12 protein-coding genes are annotated in these 15,949 nt (G+C 72.4%); 9 read left to right on the plus strand and 3 right to left on the minus strand.

What is annotated here, in order from left to right:
- Nucleotides 1-83: 83 nt before the first annotated feature.
- On the minus strand, nt 84-1,148 hold the full coding sequence (locus ACZ60X_RS38210) for a LacI family DNA-binding transcriptional regulator (protein WP_469608981.1): 1,065 nt from the start codon (nt 1,146-1,148) through the stop codon (nt 84-86).
- A gap of 221 nt (nt 1,149-1,369) precedes the next feature.
- Here ACZ60X_RS38210 and ACZ60X_RS38215 point away from each other — a divergent pair, with 221 nt between their 5' ends.
- Genes ACZ60X_RS38215 through ACZ60X_RS38240 form a run of 6 tightly spaced genes read left to right on the plus strand, consistent with a single transcriptional unit; the run spans nt 1,370 to nt 10,859 of the window.
- Entirely contained in the window at nt 1,370-2,656 is a 1,287-nt protein-coding gene (locus ACZ60X_RS38215) for an ABC transporter substrate-binding protein (RefSeq protein WP_469608983.1), read from the plus strand.
- A gap of 6 nt (nt 2,657-2,662) precedes the next feature.
- On the plus strand, nt 2,663-3,559 hold the full coding sequence (locus tag ACZ60X_RS38220; RefSeq protein ID WP_469608985.1) for a carbohydrate ABC transporter permease: 897 nt from the start codon (nt 2,663-2,665) through the stop codon (nt 3,557-3,559).
- A complete protein-coding gene (locus tag ACZ60X_RS38225) occupies nt 3,556-4,464 on the plus strand; it encodes a carbohydrate ABC transporter permease (RefSeq protein WP_469608988.1) in 909 nt (302 codons plus the stop codon). Before ACZ60X_RS38220 ends, ACZ60X_RS38225 begins: the two co-directional genes overlap by 4 nt.
- Before the next feature lie 33 nt (nt 4,465-4,497).
- Nucleotides 4,498-5,754, plus strand: coding sequence for a glycoside hydrolase 5 family protein (locus tag ACZ60X_RS38230; RefSeq protein ID WP_469608990.1), 1,257 nt, complete (start codon nt 4,498-4,500; stop codon nt 5,752-5,754).
- The gene (locus ACZ60X_RS38235) at nt 5,751-7,808 is read left to right on the plus strand and encodes an endo-beta-N-acetylglucosaminidase (RefSeq protein WP_469608996.1); all 2,058 of its coding nucleotides are present in this window, start codon (nt 5,751-5,753) and stop codon (nt 7,806-7,808) included. The genes ACZ60X_RS38230 and ACZ60X_RS38235 overlap by 4 nt, the downstream gene beginning before the upstream one ends.
- A gap of 30 nt (nt 7,809-7,838) precedes the next feature.
- Nucleotides 7,839-10,859: an alpha-mannosidase gene (locus ACZ60X_RS38240; RefSeq protein WP_469608999.1), complete on the plus strand. Its 3,021-nt coding sequence runs from the start codon at nt 7,839-7,841 to the stop codon at nt 10,857-10,859.
- 18 nt (nt 10,860-10,877) lie between these two features.
- Here the strand turns inward: ACZ60X_RS38240 and ACZ60X_RS38245 are convergent, their stop codons facing one another.
- A complete protein-coding gene (locus ACZ60X_RS38245; RefSeq protein WP_469609002.1) occupies nt 10,878-11,456 on the minus strand; it encodes a hypothetical protein in 579 nt (192 codons plus the stop codon).
- Between the two features lie 7 nt (nt 11,457-11,463).
- Complete coding sequence (locus tag ACZ60X_RS38250) at nt 11,464-12,165, minus strand: FadR/GntR family transcriptional regulator (protein WP_469609004.1); 702 nt, start codon at nt 12,163-12,165, stop codon at nt 11,464-11,466.
- A 208-nt stretch (nt 12,166-12,373) separates the two neighbouring features.
- Between ACZ60X_RS38250 and ACZ60X_RS38255 the strand changes: the two genes are divergently transcribed.
- Genes ACZ60X_RS38255 through ACZ60X_RS38265 form a run of 3 tightly spaced genes read left to right on the plus strand, consistent with a single transcriptional unit; the run spans nt 12,374 to nt 15,949 of the window.
- The gene (locus ACZ60X_RS38255; protein ID WP_469609008.1) at nt 12,374-13,441 is read left to right on the plus strand and encodes a sugar ABC transporter substrate-binding protein; all 1,068 of its coding nucleotides are present in this window, start codon (nt 12,374-12,376) and stop codon (nt 13,439-13,441) included.
- Nucleotides 13,438-14,928, plus strand: coding sequence for a sugar ABC transporter ATP-binding protein (locus ACZ60X_RS38260; protein WP_469609011.1), 1,491 nt, complete (start codon nt 13,438-13,440; stop codon nt 14,926-14,928). Before ACZ60X_RS38255 ends, ACZ60X_RS38260 begins: the two co-directional genes overlap by 4 nt.
- Nucleotides 14,921-15,949, plus strand: coding sequence for an ABC transporter permease (locus tag ACZ60X_RS38265; RefSeq protein WP_469609013.1), 1,029 nt, complete (start codon nt 14,921-14,923; stop codon nt 15,947-15,949). Before ACZ60X_RS38260 ends, ACZ60X_RS38265 begins: the two co-directional genes overlap by 8 nt.

Here is a 15,949-nt window from a genome sequence, read left to right on the forward strand (position 1 = left end):
ACCGCTCACGCCTCTGAGCCGCGTCGGCCCGTGAGACCGGCCGCGGCCGATGCGCGACCGACGCGTGGGCGGTCGCCGGCCCGTCACGGTGCTTCTCGCGCGCCGCCCGCCGCCGCTCCCGTGCTGCCCCGCCCCGTCAGCCGCGGCACCGGCACCCCGACCGGCCGGGCCGGGGCGCCGTCCAGCAGGGCCAGGAGCTCGCGGGCGGCCGTGCGGCCGAACTCGGCGCTGTCGCGGGAGAGGGCGGAGAGCCGGGGGGTGACCATGCGGCACAGGGCCGAGTCCTCCCAGGAGACCACCGAGACGTCCTGCGGGACACGGAAACCCAGGTCGGCGGCCGCCGCGAGGCCCGCCACGGCCATCACGTCGTTGTCGTAGATCAGCGCCGTGGGGGCGGGGGAGCCGCCCAGCACCCGGCGGGTCACCGCGGCGCCCTCCGTGTCCGAGTAGTCGGTGGTGACCGAGCGGACCTCGGTCAGCCCGCGCCGCTCGGCCTCCGCGCGCAGCGTGGCGGTACGGCGCCGGGTGTGGGCCAGGTCGGGCAGGCCGGCGATGTGCACGATCCGGCGGTGCCCCAGCGCCGTCAGCTCGTCCACCACGGAGGCCATCGCGCCCCCGTCGTCCGCCCAGACCGTGGACAGCCCCGGATGGCGGACGTCCGGCGCGCCGCCGATCACCACGGCGGGCAGGCCCAGTTCGTCCAGCAGATCGGGGCGGGGGTCCTCGGCGCGCGGATCGACCACCAGCACCCCGTCCACCCGGTGCTCCGCCCACCACCGGCGGTAGACCGCGCACTCGTCGGTCACGTCCTCGGCCACCTGGAAGAGCAGACCCAGGTGGCGTTCGGCGAGCACCTCCTGGATGCCGGAGACCAACTGCAGGAAGAACGAGTCGACGCCGAGGGTGTGCGCGGGGCGGGCCAGGACGAAGCCGACCGTCGCCGCGCCCTCGCCGGACAGCGCGCGGGCCGCCGTACTCGGCCGCCAGCCCAGCTGTTCGGCGACCCGGCGGACCCGCGCGCGGGTGGCCTCGGAGACGCCGGGGCGGTCGTTCAGCGCGAAGGAGACGGCGCTCTCGGAGACCCCGGCCTGGCGGGCGATGTCCTTCATCGTGGGCCGGCGGGCGGGGGACCGTTTGCTCGGCGGCATCTTCCTCCCTCCTTCCGGGCAAGTTGACTAATGCGCTTGAGTGTCAAGACCCTAAAGCGCATTAGCCATTGACCGCAAGCTCGTTGGTTCGGCGTCTGTGGCCTGCACTGATGAATCACTGATTTCTTTAGTCCGAGTGAATGCATTGACTTTCTCAGAACGGCGCGTGCAAGGTCTCTCACGCCGCCAACAGCCCGACACAGCAAGGGAGTCGTGTCACCGTGCCCATGTCTCGCAGAGCCCTCGCCGCCGCTGCCGTCGCCCTGATCCTGCCGCTGAGCGCCTGCGGCTCGCGCGGCGACGGCGGCGGCTCCACCGACGCCTCGGGAAAGGTCGAGGGCGACATCACCTTCCAGACCTGGAACCTGCGCGCCAACTTCCAGCCGTACTTCAACGGACTGATCGCCGACTTCGAGAAGAAGTACCCCGGCACCCATGTGAAATGGATCGACCAACCGGCCGAGGGCTACGCCGACAAGCTCAGCGCCGACGCCGCCGGCGGCACCCTGCCCGACGTCGTCAACGTCTCCCCGGACCTGGTCGCCCCCCTCGCCAGGGCCGGGCTGGCGATGGACCTCGACAAGGCCGCCGGGACGTACCGGTCCGAGTACCTGGACGGGGCCTGGGCCGGCCATCGGATACCGGGCATGAGCGGCACCTACGCCTTTCCCTGGTACCTGAACACCGGCCCCCTCTTCTACAACAAGTCCCTGTTCACCAAGGCCGGACTGAACCCCGACCAGCCGCCCAGGACGTACGGCGAACTCTTCGCCGACGCGCTGCGGATGGCGGCAAGGAGCGGCGGCAAGGTCGCCACCCTCGCCAACGTGCCCACCATCGAGGACTTCGGCCGCTACGGCGTCCCGCTGATGAACCAGCAGGGCACCGCGTTCGCCTTCGACAACGCCAAGGGCGTCGAACTGCTCACCAGATACAAGGAGTTGTACGACGCCAAGGCCCTCGACCCGCAGGCGCTGACCGCGACCCCGGAGTCCTCCGGCAAGAAGTTCCTCACCGGCGCCGTCGCCATGAACCCGGGCAGCGCCCTCGACCTCGACAACTTCAAGAAGAACGCGCCCGGCCTCTACAGGAACATCGGCATCACCGACCAGATCACCAGCACCGGGCACGTCAACATGTACGTCATGGGCGTGATGGTCAACTCCCGCACCAGGCACACCCCGGCCGCCGTCGCCTTCGCGCACTTCGTCACCGACGCGCGGAACCAGATGTCCTTCGCCAGGAAGGTCGCCATCTTCCCCAGTACCGCCGGTTCCCTGGACGACCCCTACTTCACCAAGGAGGACGGCACCGACGAGGCACGGGTGCGGATCGCCGCCGCCAAGTCCCTGAAGAACGCGGTCAATTACACGCCCGTGCTGTTCAGCGACCAGATGAAGACCGCGCTGCGCAACGAGGTCGCCAAGGCGCTGCAGGGCAAGGAGAGCCCTCGGCAGGCCCTCGACAACGCCGTCAAGGCCGCCGACCGGCTCCTCCGGCAGGGCTGACCGGCCATGGCCGCCCCCGCCGCACCGACCCGGATCAGACGCCAACTACCGCTCAGTCCCTGGCTCTTCGCCGCACCCGGGTTGCTCGTCACCGGCGCCTTCGTGCTCTACCCCTTCGTCTCCACCCTGGTCAACTCCTTCACCGACCGCCGCACCCTGCTGCCGGGCCGCTTCGTGGGCCTCGCCAACTTCCGCGAGCTGCTCCACGACGACATGTTCTGGACCGGCCTGCGCAACAGCACGCTGTACATCCTCGGTGTCGTCCCCGCCCTGGTCGTCCTGCCCCTGCTGCTGGCGCTGCTGGTGCAGAAGAACATCCCCGGCATCACCTTCTTCCGCTCCGCCTTCTACACCCCGGTCGTCGCCTCCATCGTGGTCGTCGGACTGATCTGGGTGTGGCTGCTGGACGAACGCGGCCTGGTCAACTCGCTGCTGGAGGGCGTCGGCATCGGCCGGGTCGGCTTCCTCAGCGACCAGTGGCTCCTCCTGCTGAGCGCCATGGCGGTCACGGTGTGGAAGGGCCTCGGCTACTACATGATCATCTACCTCGCGGCGCTCGCGAACGTACCCCGCGAACTGCACGAGGCCGCAGCCGTGGACGGCGCCGGACCGGTACGCCGCTTCCTCACGGTCACCGTGCCCGCCGTGCGCTCCACCATGGTGCTGGTCGCCGCGCTGTCCTCGGTCGCCGCGTTCAAGGTGTTCTCCGAGGTGTACCTGATGGCGGGCCCGGACGGCGGCCCGGCCGGCGAGGACACCACCCTCGTCATGCTCGTCCAGCGCACCGGCACCGGCCTGACCGGCCGTGTCGGCTACGCCTCCGCCCTGTCCGTCGTCGTCTTCGCCGTCACCGTCGCGCTCATGCTCCTCGTCCTGCGCGCCGACCGCCGGGAGGAGCGTTGAGCGCCCTGGACCGGACACGGCCGCGGCAGCGGACCGCCGCCCCGCGGAGCACGCCGCGCGCCACCGACGAGCACGGCCGCCGTATCCGCGGCGCGGAACTCCTGTGGCGCTACCTGCTCCTGCTCGCCGTCCTCGCCCTGACCGTCGGCCCCTTCCTGTGGCAGCTGTCCACCTCCCTCAAGGGGCCCACCGAGGACATCTACAGCTCGCCGCCGAGCCTGCTGCCCGCCCACCCCACCCTGCACAACTACACACGGGTCGCCGACACCATCCCGGTCTGGGACTACGCCCTGAACTCCCTGAAGGTCGCCACCGCCAACGTCGTGACCAACTGCGTCGGTTCGGCCCTCGCCGGATACGCCCTGGCCCGCCTGCGCTACCGCGGCCGGCGCGTGACCACGCTGGTGTTCGTGCTGGCGATGCTCGTCCCCGTCGAGGGCATCGTCATCGCCCAGTTCACCACCATGCGCGAACTCGGCCTGAACAACACCCTCGTGGGGGTCGTCCTGCCCGGCGCGGTCGGCGCCATGAACGTGCTGCTGATGCGGGGCGCCTTCCGCAACCTGCCGTACGAGATCGAGGAGGCGGCCTACGTCGACGGCGCCAACGTCTGGCAGCGGTTCCTGCGGGTCGCGCTGCCCTCGGCGAAGGGAACGGTGGCGGTCGTGGCGATCTTCGCCTTCATGGGCGCCTGGGACGACTTCCTGTGGCCGCTGATCGTCCTGAGCGACCCGTCCAGGTTCACGCTCACCATCGGCCTCAACTACCTGCACGGCACCTTCGCCAACGACGAGCGGCTCGTCGCCGCCGGCACCGTGATCGCCGTGGCCCCGCTCATCGCCCTCTTCGCCTGCCTGCAGCGGTACTTCTTCCGCGGCGTGGGCGAGGGCGCCGTCAAGGGCTGAACCACGTCATCGACCGCCTCGCCAAGGACCCCCATGCCTTCTGCCGTCCGCTTCGGCGTCAACTACACACCGAGCGAAGGGTGGTTCCACCACTGGCTCGACTTCGACCTCGACTCCGTGCGCGCCGACCTCGACGCTCTCGCCGCGCTCGGCCTCGACCACATCCGCGTCTTCCCGCTGTGGCCCTACTTCCAGCCCAACCGCGCCCTGATCCGCCCGCGCGCCGTCGAACAGCTCGTGGCCCTCGCCGACGCCGCCGCCGAACGCGGCCTGGACGTCAACGTCGACGGCCTGCAGGGACACCTGAGCAGCTTCGACTTCCTGCCCGCCTGGACCCGCACCTGGCACCGGCGCAACCTCTTCACCGACCCGGACGTGATCGACGGCCAGGCCGCCTATCTGCGCACCCTGGCCGCCGCCCTCGCCGGCCACCCCGCCTTCCTCGGCATGACGGTCGGCAACGAGGTCAACCAGTTCGCCGCGGCCCCCCACCCCGACCCCGACCGCGTCACGGCGGACGAGGCCGAGCGCTGGCTCGCGCGGATGCTGGCCGCCTGCGCCGAGGGCGCCCCCGGCCGGATCCATCTGCACGCCTCCTACGACGCCGCCTGGTACCAGGACGACCAGCCCTTCACCCCCGGCCACTCCGCCCGGCTCGGTGACGTCACCGCCGTGCACTCCTGGGTGTTCAACGGCACCGCGCAGCGGTACGGCCGTACCTCCGTGCCCACCGAACACCATGCCGCGTACCTGGTGGAGCTGAGCAAGGCGTGGGCCGGCACACCGCACCGGCCCGCGTGGCTGCAGGAGGTCGGCGCGCCGGCCCCGCTCGTGCCCCCCGAGCACGCCGCCGCCTTCGCGGAGACGACCCTCACCCACGTCCTGGACTGCCCCGACCTGTGGGGCGTCACCTGGTGGTGCTCCTACGACGTCTCCCGTGACCTCGCCGACTTCCCCGGACTCGAGTACGGGCTCGGGCTGTTGACCAACGAGCGCCGGCCCAAGGACATCGCGCGCGTGCTGGCCGAGGCGGCACACCGGCCACACCCGGCCCCCGCCACCCGCACCACCGCCCTCGTCGTACCCGCCGATCCGGCCCGGCGCTCCCGCTGCGCCCCCGGCGGCCCCGTCTTCGACGCCTTCTTCCGGCTCGTCGCCGACGGCGCCCGCCCCACCACCGTCCTCGACACCCGCGCCGCCGACCCGGCCCACCTCGCCGCCCGCGGGATCACCGAGGTCGTCACCGTCGACCAGGTCCTGCTCACCCCGCACGGAGGGACCCGCCCGTGAACCCCAGCAGACGCACCGTCCTGATCGCGGGCGCCGCGGCCGCACTCACCCCGGCCCTGCCCGCCGTCGCGGCGGGCCCCCGGCCCACCGCCGCCGCGACCGCGCCGTACGCCTCCTACTGGTACCCCGACTCCCTCCCCGCCGGCAGCCCCGGCCCCGGCATCACCTGGCGCAGCCTGGCCTCCTGGCGCGCGGCCGACGACCCCGACCTCGCGTTCAACGCCGCGTCCGTGCCGCTCGCCACCCGCTTCACCCCGACCCCCGCGAACACCACCGCCCGCTCCGGCCAGGCCCGCGTCCAGGCCCTGGTGTCCTTCGGCCCCACCTCCGCCAACCCCTCCCAGGGCTCCGCCACCGCCGACACCTACGCCCTCACCCACTGGGCCTACCTCGACGAACTGGTCTTCTGGGGCGGCTCGGCCGGCGAGGGCCTGATCCTCGCCCCGAACGCGCCCGTCGTGGACGCCGCCCACCGGCACGGCGTCCCGGTCCTCGGCAACATCTTCCTGCCGCCGACCGCGTACGGCGGACAGCTCCAGTGGACCCGGGACCTGGTCCGCAAGGACGCCTCCGGGCACTGCCCGCTCGCCGCGCAGCTCGTCGCGGTCGCGTCGGCGTACGGCTTCGACGGCTGGTTCGTCAACGCCGAGACGGGCGGCGGGAACAGCGCGCTCGGCCGGGCCATGCTGGACTTCGTCACGGAGCTGAAGAGCCTCGCCTCCGGGCGGGGACAGCGGGTGACCTGGTACGACGCGATGACCGTGGACGGCACGGTCGGCTGGCAGGGCGCCCTGGACAGCCGGAACGAGGCGTTCTTCCAGGCCGCCGACGACATGTTCGTGGACTTCCGCTGGAGCGCCGCCACGCTCGCCTCGTCGGCCGCCGAGGCCGACCGGCTGGGCCGTAGCCGCTACGAGGTGTGGGCGGGCGTCGACGTCGAGTCCGGCGGCACCGGCACGGCCGTGGACTGGGACGCGATGGTGCCCGCCGGCACACCGCACGTGACCTCGGTCGGCTTCTACCGGCCGGAGTGGACCCACGACCACCTGCCCGCCGGCCAGCGCACGCCCGGCGACTTCCACGCGGCCGACGACCGGTTCTGGACCGGGCGGTCCCTGGATCCCGCCCACCCCGACCCGGGCGATCCCTGGCGGGCGCCGGCGGTGTCGGTCGCCGACCGGTCCACGGTGACCGCGCTGCCGTTCGCGAGCGTGTTCAACACCGGGCACGGACTGCGGTGGTACGAGAACGGGGCCGTCACCTCGGGCACGCCCTGGAACCACCTCGGGCTCCAGGACCGGCTGCCGTCCCGGCGCTGGGCGGTGCGCACGGCCGGCGCCAGACCGGTGGTCTCCTTCGACTTCGCCGACGCGTGGCGGGGCGGGAGCAGTGTGCTGGTGGCCGGTGAACCGGATCAACCCGTGGTGCTGGATCTGTACGCGACCCGGCTGCCGATCGGCGTGAACACCGTTGTCCAGCTGACGTTCCGGACCGACGCGGGGAAGGTGGAGGTGGAGCTGGCGGCGGCGACGGCCGAACCGGTCGAGCCCGGGACGGCACCGCCGTACACCTATCTGGCTGTGAATCCGGTCAACAGGGGCGGCAGGCGCCACCGGGGCAGGCGTGTGAAGTGGGTCAACGGGTGGCAGACGGTGACGATTCCGCTCACGGGGCTGACCGGCACCCTCCACGCCCTCGGCGTCCGCCTCACCGCCGCCACACCCGCGACGCCGGTGCGCTGGCGGCTCGGCGGCCTCGCCGTGCGGGACACCGCCTCCGCCCCGGCCGCCCCCTCGAACGCCCGAGTCACCGCGGCGAGCGGGGGGGACCTCCGTCTCGCCTGGCACGCCGCCCCCGGCCCCGTACGCCACTACGAACTGCACCGCCTCCTGGCCGACGGCACCCGCCGCTTCCTCGTCGGCACCTGCCAGCGCGCCTGCTTCCTCACCGGCCTCGGGCCCGAACAGGGCGAGGCCGCCGCACGATTCGAACTGCGCGCGGTGGGGGAGCTGTACAACGCCTCGACCCCCGTGACCGTGACCCACCCCTGGTAACCACCCGGACCCCCGCAGGGAGCATCCCGCATGCATGACGACCGCACTCTGGTGGAAGCCCGCCTGAAGCGCGTGCTGGACGAGCGCGTCCGGCCGGCCGTGTACCCCGAGTCCGTGCCGCTGGACGTGGCCGTGTGGCACGCGCCCGGCGAGCCCGTACCGGTCGCGGAGGGGCTGGCCGTCGAGCCCGAGCCGATCGAGGTGGGCGCCCGCTGGGGCGCTCCCTGGGGCACGAGCTGGTTCCGGGTGACCGGTACGGTGCCCGAGGCGTGGGCCGGCCGGACCGTCGAGGCGCTGCTCGATCTCGGCTTCGACGAGAACATGCCCGGCTTCCAGTGCGAGGGCCTGGTCCACCGCGGTGACGGCACCCCCGTGAAGGGCCTCAACCCGCGCAACCAGTGGGTGCGGATCGCGGCCCCGGCGGCGGGCGGCGAGGAGGTGGTCCTGCACATCGAGGCCGCCTCCAACCCGGTCATCCTCGACTACCACCCCTTCCTGCCCACCAGGCTCGGCGACAAGGAGACCGCCGGCAGCGCACCGCAGTACACGCTCACCCGCATGGACCTCGCCGTCTTCGACGAGACCGTGTGGCAGCTGGTGATGGACCTGGAAGTGCTGGGCGAGCTGATGGCCGAGCTGCCCGTGGACTCCGCGCGCCGCCACGACATCCTGCGCGCCGTCGAGCGCGCCCTGGACGCCGTCGACCTGCAGGACGTGAACGGCACGGCCGGCCGGGCCCGTTCCCGGCTCGCCGGCGTGCTCGCGGCGCCCGCGGTGCCGTCCGCGCACCGGATCAGCGCCGTCGGGCACGCGCACATCGACTCGGCGTGGCTGTGGCCGCTGCGCGAGACGGTCCGCAAGGTGGCCCGGACCGCGTCCAACATGACCGCGCTGATCGAGGACGAGCCGGAGTTCGTGTTCGCCATGTCCCAGGCGCAGCAGTGGGCATGGGTGAAGGAGCACCGGCCCGAAGTGTGGGACCGGGTGAAGAAGGCCGTGGCGCAGGGGCGGTTCGTGCCGGCCGGCGGGATGTGGGTGGAGTCGGACACCAACATGCCCGGATCCGAGGCGATGGCCCGGCAGTTCGTGCACGGCAAGCGGTTCTTCCTGGACGAGTTCGGCATCGAGAACGAGGAGGCGTGGCTGCCGGACACCTTCGGCTTCGCCGCCGGGCTGCCGCAGATCATCAAGGCGGCCGGCTCCAAGTGGCTGCTCACCCAGAAGATCTCCTGGTCGCAGACGAACACGTTCCCGCACCACACCTTCTGGTGGGAGGGCATCGACGGCACCCGGATCTTCACCCACTTCCCGCCCGTCGACACCTACAACTGCTCCATGAAGGGCGCCGAGATCGCCCACGCGGCACGCAACTTCAAGGACAAGGGCAGGGCCCGGCACTCCCTCGCCCCCACCGGCTGGGGCGACGGGGGCGGCGGCACCACCCGCGAGATGGTCGCCAAGGCGGCCCGCCTGCGGGATCTGGAGGGCTCCGCGACCGTCGTCTGGGAGACACCCCGCGCGTTCTTCGAGAAGGCGCAGGCCGAGTACCCCGAACCGCCCGTCTGGACCGGCGAGTTGTACCTCGAACTGCACCGCGCCACCCTCACCAGTCAGGCCCGGACCAAGCAGGGCAACCGGCGCGCCGAGCACCTGCTGCGGGAGGCCGAGCTGTGGGCGGCGACGGCCGCCGTCCGCACCGGATTCCCCTATCCCCACGAGGAGTTGGACCGCGTCTGGAAGACCGTCCTGCTGCACCAGTTCCACGACATCCTGCCCGGCTCGTCCATCGCCTGGGTGCACCGGGAGGCACGGGCGACCTACGAGCGGATCGCGGCGGAGCTGAACGGCGTCATCGGCGCGGCCCAGCGTGCCCTGGCGGGGGAGGGGACCAGGGAACTCGTGTTCAACTCGGCACCGCACAGCCGGGACGGCGTGCCCGCCGGAGGCGCCGGGGCGCCCCGCCTCCCGCGGGGAACCACCGTGTCACCCCGCGCCGCGGGCGGACACGTCCTCGGCAACGGCCTGCTCCGCGTCGAGGTCGACGGCCGCGGCCTGGTCGTCTCCGTGTACGACATCGACGCCGACCGCGAGACCATCGCCCCCGGGGCGGCCGCCAACCTCCTCCAGCTCCACCCCGACTTCCCGAACATGTGGGACGCCTGGGACGTCGACGCGTTCTACCGCAACACGGTCACGGACCTCACGGACGCCGAGTCCGTCACGGCAGGGGAGGACGGCGCGTCCGTACGGGTCGTCCGCGCCTTCGGCGACTCGCGCGTCACCCAGGTGCTGTCCCTGCCGCCCGGCGAGCGACGGCTGGTGATCGACACCGAGGTCGACTGGCACGAGACGGAGAAGTTCCTGAAACTGGCCTTCCCGCTCGACCTGCACGCCGAACGGTACGCGTCCGAGACGCAGTTCGGGCACGCCTACCGGCCGACCCACACCAACACCTCCTGGGAGGCGGCCAGATTCGAGGCCTGCAACCACCGCTTCGTGCACCTGGAGGAGCCTGGCTGGGGCGTCGCGGTCGTCAACGACTCGACCTACGGCCACGACGTCACGCGTACGGTGCGCACCGACGGCGACCACGGCACGACCACGACCGTCCGGGTGTCCCTCCTGCGTGCCCCGCGCTTCCCGGACCCGGAGACCGACCAGGGCGTCCACCGCTTCCGGCACGCACTGGTGCCCGGGGCGCGGATCGGGGACGCGGTCCGCGAGGGCTGGCGCGTCAACCTGCCCGCACGCACGGTCACCGGCGCCCACGGCGTCGCCCCCCTCGTCACGGTCGACGACGACGCCGTGGTCGTCACGGCGGTCAAGCTCGCCGACGACGGCAGCGGGGACGTCGTGGTCCGCTTCCACGAGGCCCACGGCGGCCGGGCCCGTGCCACCCTCACCGCGGGCTTCGAGGTCGCGGACGTCACGGCGACGGACCTGCTGGAACGGCCCCTGCCCGACACACCCGCGCCGCACCGCGACGCAGACCGGATCACGGTACGGCTGCGGCCGTTCCAGCTGATGACGCTCCGGCTGCGGCGCGCCTGAGCCGGGGCACCGCCCGCGTCAGTCCGCCGGGGGCGACGCGGGCGGTGCCGGATCGCCGCCGGACGGGTGCGCGTAGCGCAGCGGCGGCCGCGGGTCCAGGTCCTGCCGCCACATCCCGCCGAGCGCCTCGTTGGCACGTACCTCCTGGGTCATGTCGGCGGGCAGCGGGAGGTGCAGCGCGCTCAGCGGATCGAAGCGGTGCAGGTCGAGGGCCGCCTCGACGTACTGCCCGCAGCCGATGGCCGCGTGGACGGCGGCCACGTAGGCGGGCCGGGGCAGCGCGGCGAGCAGCGGGGCCAGGAGCAGCCACCGGCCGGACCGCCGCAGCATCCACCCCGTCGGCGGTACGCACAGCGCGGCGGTGAAGCCCAGCCGCGCGGCCGCGTCCATCGCGGCGCGCTGCCCGGACACCGTGGCGGCGATCCGTTCGCCCAGCAGGGGTTCGAGACGGGTCCAGAACACCGGCGCGTCCATCCCGTACCGCGATCCCGCCCGGGACTCGGCGGCGGTGAGCGCGTTGCCCAGGGCCGTGGGCCGCAGCAGGTGCGGGTGGTCGACGGGGTAGCGCAGCCGCTGCACCCAGCCGGGCCGAGACACAACGGCACTACTCCCCGAGCCGCGCCCGCAGCCACTCCTCCACCTCGCCGACGTGTGCGGCCGCCGCGGCCCTGGCCGCCTCCGGGTCCCGGGCCGCGAGGGCGCGGTGGATCGCGGCGTGCTCGCGCCGCGTCCGGGCGAAGGCCCCTTCCTCCTGGTATCCCCGCCACACCCGGGCCCGGAAGGTGCGCGACGACAGCCCCTCCAGGATCGCCGCCATGGTCTCGTTGCCCGCCGCCACCGCGATCTCGCGGTGGAAGGCGAGGTCGTGGGCGAGGATCTCCTCGGGGTCGTCGGTGGCGTTCATCGCCGCCAGGTGCCCTTCCACGGCGGCCAGTTGCTCGCCGGTGATGCGTGCCGCGGCCAGCGCGGTCGCCGTCGACTCCAGGATCCGGCGCACTTCCAGCAGCTCCACCAGCCGCGGTCCCCGGGACAGGTCCGCGACCACGCCGAAGGTCTCCAGCAGATCGCCGGCCTCCAGCGCGGTGACGTAGATGCCGGAGCCGTGCCGGGCCTCCAGGACGCCCATCACGGTCAGGGCGCGGACCGCCTCCCGCATCGAGCTGCGGGAGATGCCCAAGCGGACCGCCAGGTCCCGCTCGGTGGGCAGCCGCTGGCCCGGCTCCAGCCGGCCCTCGGCGATCATCGCCTTGATCTCCTCGATGGCCCGCTGGGTCACCGTGCCCTTCTGCGGGGCTTCCTCGTCCACGCCGCTCCTGCCTCCCGGGGTCCGCCGCAGTCTAGCCAGCCGAGTGGTCCGACCACTATGGCCCATTCGCTCGAATTTCCCGTGCACCGGGGTGTTGTTCCGGCTTATTGGTCTGATAAGTATGCGGGCATCCGCTCGAACACGCTCGGCACCACGCTCCGCACCACCCTCGACACCACCTCGACCACCCTCGACGAGGAGCCGCGAGATGCCCGCCAGCACAGTGAGGAAGCGCAAGCGGTCACGGATCACCGGCGCGGCGGCCCTGGCCGCCGGCGCCGCACTCCTGCTCGCCGCCTGCGGCAGCACCAAGGACACCGCGAGTGCGGGCGGCGGCACCGGCACCGGCGAGGTGGGGGTGGTCCTGCCGCTGCTGACCTCGCCGTTCTGGCAGTCGTACAACGACTACGTGCCCAAGATGGCCAAGGCCGAGGGCGTCGAGGTGCTCAAGACGGTCAACTCCAACAGCGACCCCTCGCAGCAGATCACCGACATCGACAACGAACTCACCCAGGGCGTCAAGGGCCTGGTGGTCGCCCCGCTGGACAGCGCCGCCGTCCAGGCCGGGCTCGACCAGGCCGAGCGCAAGGGCGTCCCCGTGGTCGCCGTCGACGTCGCGCCCGACAAGGGCAAGGTCGCCATGGTGGTGCGCGCCGACAACGTGGCGTACGGCCAGAAGGCCTGCGACTACCTCGGACAGCACATCACCGGCGGTAAGGTCGTGCAGGTCATGGGCGACCTCGCCTCGGTCAACGGCCGCGACCGCTCCGAGGCCTTCCGCTCCTGCGTGAAGAAGAAGTACCCGAAGCTCACGGTCCTGGAGATCCCCGCCAAGTGGGAGTCCGACACCGCGGCCGCCAAGCTGGACACCCTGCTGAACGCCGACCCCGACGTCAAGGGCATCTACCTCCAGGCCGGCGGCGTCTACCTCGCCCCCACCCTGCAGACCCTGAAGTCCAAGCACATGCTCAAGGCCGCCGGAACACCGGGGCACATCGCCATCGTCTCCAACGACGGCATCCCGCAGGAGTTCGACGCCATCCGCAAGGGCCAGATCGACGCCACGGTCTCCCAGCCCGCCGACGCCTACGCGAAGTACGGCCTGTACTACATCAAGGCGGCGATGGCCGGGAAGACGTTCCGGCCGGGCCCGACCGACCACGGCTCCACGATCGTCAGGCTGCTCAGCGGCATCCTGGAGGACCAGCTGCCCGCACCGCTGGTCACCAAGGCGAACGTCGACGACCCCACGCTGTGGGGCAACACGGTCCGATGAGCACACCGCTGGTCGAGGCCGAGGGCATCGTCAAACGGTACGGGCCCACCGTCGCCCTCGCCGACGGACGCCTCACCGTCCTGCCCGGCGAGTCGCACGCCCTGGTCGGCCGCAACGGCGCCGGCAAGTCCACCCTCGTCAACGTCCTCACCGGCCTGCAGGCCCCGGACGAGGGCACGGTCCGCTTCGACGGCGAGGTCGCGCCGCCGCTCGCCGACCGGGACGCCTGGCGCCGCAAGGTCGCCTGCGTCTACCAGAAGCCGACCGTCGTCCCCGAACTGACCGTCGCCGAGAACCTGTTCCTGGGCCGCCAGCCCACCGGCCGCGGTCTCATCAGCTGGCGCCGGCTGCGCCGCGCCGCCGCCGACCTCCTCGCCACCTGGGACGTGCGCGTCGACCCCGAGGCCCGCACGGCCGACCTCTCGGTCGAGGACCGGCACATGGTCGAGATAGCACGGGCGTTGAGCGTCGGCGCCCGGTTCATCGTGCTGGACGAACCCACCGCCCAGCTCGACAACCGGGAGATCGAGCGGCTGTTCACGAGAATGCGCTCCCTTCAGGACTCCGGTGTCACCTTCCTGTTCATCTCGCACCACCTCCAGGAGGTGTACGAGGTCTGCCAGACCGTCACCGTGCTGCGTGACGCCCGCTGGATCACCACCGCCCCGGTCGCCGACCTGCCGAAGGCGGCCCTGGTGGAAGCGATGGCGGGTGATGTCGTCGGCGAACGGGCCGTGCGGGTGGGGGGCGTCGACGACGGCGCGGCCGTCCTGCTGGAGGCGCGCGGGCTCACCTCGACGGCGTACGACCGGATCGACCTCACCGTCCGGCGCGGCGAGGTCGTCGGACTCGCCGGCTCCAGCGGCAGCGGCAAGACCGAACTCGCCGAGTCCTTCGCCGGGTTGCACACCCCGACCGGCGGCACCGCCCGACTGGACGGCGAGCTGCTGCCGTTCGGCGACGTACGCGCCGCCCTGCGGGCCGGGGTGGGCTGCGTCCCGCGCGACCGGCACGAGCAGGGCCTGGTGCCCGGCATGAGCATCGGTGACAACGCCACCCTCAGCGTCCTGGACCGGCTCGGCCGGGCCGGCTTCGTCGCCACCGACGCACGGCGCCGCTTCGCCGCCGACCTGATCGACCGGCTCGACATCCACGCCGAAGGCCCCGACCAGCCCGTGTCCGACCTGTCCGGCGGCAACGCGCAGATGGTCGTCATGGCCCGCGCCCTCGCCTCCGACCCTCGCCTGCTCGTCCTGATCAACCCCACCGCGGGCGTAGACGTGAAGTCAAAGGAGTCGCTGCTCGCGCGCATGGACAGCGCCCGTGAGGACGGCACCGCCGTCCTCGTCGTCTCCGACGAACTCGACGACCTGCGCCGCTGCGACCGGGTCCTCGTCCTCTTCCACGGCCGTGTCGTCGCCGAGCACCCGGCCGGCTGGCGCGACCACGAGCTGATCGCCTCCATCGAAGGAGTTGACCATGGCTGAGACCCGGGCGGCCCCCCCGCTCGCGCCCCCGAAGACCCCGGACACGCGGCCCGCCAGGACCGTACTGCTGCGCCGCGCCCGCGAACTCGCCCTCGTCCCCGCCCTGTTGCTGCTCATGGTGCTCGGCACCGTGGTCAACGACTCCTTCCTGACCGAGCGGAACCTCATCTCCATCCTCGGCGCCTCCGCCGCGCTCGCCATGGTCGTGCTCGCCGAGTCCCTCGTCCTGATCACCGGCAAGTTCGACCTGTCCCTGGAGTCGGTCGTCGGCATCGCCCCGGCCGTCGGCGCCCTGCTGGTGCTGCCCGCGGGCCAGTCCGGCTGGGGCACCGGGTTGCCCGCCGGGCTCGCCCTCCTCGCGATTCCCCTGGTCGGCGCGGCCATCGGCGCCTTCAACGGCGTCCTCGTCGTGAAGTTCCGGCTCAACGCCTTCATCGTCACCCTCGCCATGCTCATCGTGCTGCGCGGCCTGCTGGTCGGCGCCACCAAGGGCAAGACGCTGTTCGGCATGCCCGACAGCTTCTACTCGGCGGCCACCACCACCTTCCTCAACGTGCCGCTGTCCGTGTGGCTCGCCGCGGCCGCCTTCGCCGTCACCGGGTTCCTGCTGAAGTACCACCGCACCGGCCGCGCCCTCTACGCGATCGGCGGCAACGCGGACGCCGCCCGCGCGGCCGGCGTCCGCGTGGACCGGGTCATGCTCGGCGTCTACGTCGTCGCGGGCGTCCTCGCCTCGGTCGGCGGCCTGCTCCAGACCGGCTACGTCGGCGCGATCAGCGCCAACCAGGGCCAGAACATGATCTTCACCGTGTTCGCCGCCGCGGTGATCGGCGGCATCAGCCTGGACGGCGGCAGGGGCACCATGTTCGGCGCCCTGACCGGCGTCCTGCTGCTGGGCGTCGTGCAGAACCTGCTCACCCTCGCCCAGGTCCCGTCGTTCTGGATCCAGGCCATCTACGGCGGCATCATCCTCGTCGCCCTCGTGATCGCCCGCGTGACGACGGGCCGCGCCCAGGACTGA

This window comes from Streptomyces sp. NPDC104106, from assembly GCF_055584345.1.